The organism is Streptomyces sp. NPDC001515 (assembly GCF_053597115.1).
This window is the reverse complement of the sequence record NZ_JBSFHN010000081.1, coordinates 1-2,839: the sequence shown is the minus strand read 5'-3', so window position 1 is coordinate 2,839 and position 2,839 is coordinate 1. Positions and strand designations below refer to the sequence as shown.

Annotated in this window: 1 protein-coding gene; it reads right to left on the bottom strand. The window is 70.9% G+C overall.

Annotated features, from left to right (window positions below):
* The coding region (locus ACWCXC_RS37375; protein ID WP_450891811.1) for an amino acid adenylation domain-containing protein at positions 1-2,804 on the bottom strand (2,804 nt) is incomplete at its 3' end.
* Positions 2,805-2,839 lie beyond the last annotated feature (35 nt).

Below are 2,839 nucleotides of genomic sequence, written 5' to 3'. Positions count from 1 at the left end.
AGGAAGACCACCTGACCGTCCTGCGTCCACTTCGCACGGTCACCCGTGCGATACATCCGCTGGCCGCTCTCGTACGGGTTGGCGACAAACCGCTCGGCCGTCAGGGCTTCGCGGCCCACGTATTCGCGCGCCAGGCCGGCACCGGACACATACAGCTCACCGGCGACACCAACCGGGACCGGCTGGAGACGGGAGTCCAGGAGGTAGAAGCGGGTATTGGCGATCGGCGTGCCGACCGGGACCGTCCCGCCCGCGATCCCCTCGGCCGTCAGCCTCGTGGTCGCAATGCCGATCGTCGTCTCGGTCGGACCGTAATGGTTGTGGACCTCCCGCTCACCCGCAGCCCCGAGCAGTTCACGCAGCCAGACCGTCGAAGCGGCCTCGCCGCCGAGAACGAGCGACCGGGCAGGCAGCACGGCCTCGAAACCGGACGTGGTCAGCGCGGCCAGATGCGAGGGGACCACCTTGAAGTGGTCGATCTCGTGCTCGGCCAGATAGGCGGCGACCCGTTCCGGGTCGGTGACCGCTGCCTCGTCAAGGATGTGGAGTTCGCCTCCGGTGGTGAGGCTCGCGAAAACCACCGTGTTACCCAGGTCGGTCGCCTGCGCCTGGAGCAGCGCGTACCGGGCGCCTTCGCCCGCGAAGCCCAGGCGGTCGGGGACCGAGGCCGTGTAGTTGGCCAGGCCACCGTGGGTGACCGCGACACCCTTGGGCCGGCCCGTCGAACCCGACGTATAGATCACATACGCCAGGGACTGCGGATCGACCTCACGATCAGGGCGCTCCGCGGACGCGGCGGCAAGCTGCATCTCCACGAACGTGTCGTCGATCGCCACCAGCCGCGAACGACCGGCGGGCAGCTCGTCCAGAATCTCCTCCGTCGTCAGAGCCAGCGCGGCACGGCTGTCACGGAGCATGAACGCGATCCGGTCCGTCGGCTGCCCCGGATCAATGGGGAGATAGCCGGCTCCGGCCTTCCAGACCCCGAGGATCGCCGCGATCATGTCCGCACCGCGCGGCAGGCACAGACCCACCACCGACTCCGGACCAATGCCCTGACCGATCAGATAATGCGCGAGGCGATTGGCCCGAGCATCCAGCTCGGCGTACGTGATGTCCGTACCGTCGGCGGTCAGGGCCACCGCGCCGGGCACCCGGTCCACCACCCGCTCGAACCCCTCATGGACCAGGACCGACCGACCGTCACTCGCCGTGTCGTTCCAACCCGTCAGGACCCGGCGCCGCTCCTCGTCCGGCAGGACGTCGACCCTGCTCAGGCGTATGCCGGTGTCCCGGGTGAGGGTGTCGAGGAGGGTCGTCCAGGCGTCGGCGATGCGGCCCGCCCACTGCGCGTCGAAGAGGTCGGCGGCCACGGTGACCGAGCCGCCGAGGCCCGCCGGGGCGCCCTCGGTGTCGAAAACCTCGGCGACCATGACGTCCAGGTCGAACTTCACGGCCGTTCGGCCCGACGTCGCGTCGTCGTCCGCGGCTGCCGCGCCCGCCCGTACGCCGGGCAGGTCGAGGGCCGCGTCGATGGTGTTCTGGAGGGTGAGGACGGTCTGGAAGAGGGGGTGGCGGGCCATGGAACGGGCCGGGGCCAGCTCCTCGACGAGCTTCTCGAACGGCACGTCCTGGTTCGCCATCGCCGCCAGGCTCGTCTCGCGGACGCGGCCGAGGACCTCGCGGAAGGTCGGGTCGCCGGACAGGTCCGCGCGGACGACCAGGGTGTTGATGAAGAAGCCGACGAGGTCGTCGAGGGCTTCGTCCGTGCGGCCGGCGTTCGCCGAGCCGATCGGGATGTCGGTGCCCGCGCCGAGCTTGGAGAGCAGGGTGGCCAGGGCCGCCTGGAGGACCATGAACGTGGTCACGCCCTCGGCCCGCGCCACTGCGGCGAGCCGCTGGTGCACGGCGGCGGGGACGCTCAGCGGGACGCTGTGGCCCAGGTGGGACGCGACCGCGGGGCGCGGCCGGTCGAAGGGCAGGTCCAGCTCCACGGGGGCGTCCGCAAGTGCCTCGCGCCAGTAGGAAACCTGCTGGGAGATCAGGCTGTTCTCGTCGTTCTCGTCGCCGAGCAGCTCGCGCTGCCACAGCGCGTAGTCCGCGTACTGCACCGGCAGCGGCTCCCACTCGGGGGCGCGGCCCTCGCGACGCGCCGCGTAGGCGGCCGAGACGTCACGGGCGAGGGGGCCCATGGACCAGCCGTCTCCGGCGATGTGGTGGACGACGACTACGAGGACCTGCTCGTCGGGGCCGGCGTCGAACAGCCAGGTGCGGATCGGGGCTTCGACCGAGAGGTCGAAGGCGTACTTCTCCGCTTCCCTGATCGCCGCAGGCAGGTCCGCTGGTGTCACCTCGGCGGCCGACAGCTCCCAGGCGAGGTCCTCCAGGTCCAGAATCCGCTGGTAGGGCTGGCCATCGGCGACCTCGAAGACCGTGCGGAGGACCTCGTGGCGACCGATCACGTCGCGCAGGGCCGCGCCGAGCGCTTCGCGGTCGACTCCGCCCGAGAGCCGCAGGGAGACGGGCACGTTGTAGGTGGCGCTGGGGCCTTCCAGCTGGCTGATGAACCACAGGCGCTGCTGGGCGGAGGAGAGCGGGATGCGCTCGGGGCGTGTGCCCGGGAGCAGGGCGGGCCGTGCGCTCCCGGCGCCGGCGAGGCGGCTCGCGAGGGCAGCGACGGTCGGGGCTTCGAAGAGGGTGCGCAGCGGGACCTCGATGCCGAGGACCGTACGGATGCGGCTGATGAGGCGGACGGCGAGGAGGGAGTGGCCGCCGAGAGCGAAGAAGTCGTCATCGACACCCACCTCGGGAAGGCCCAGGACCTGCCCGAAAACACCAC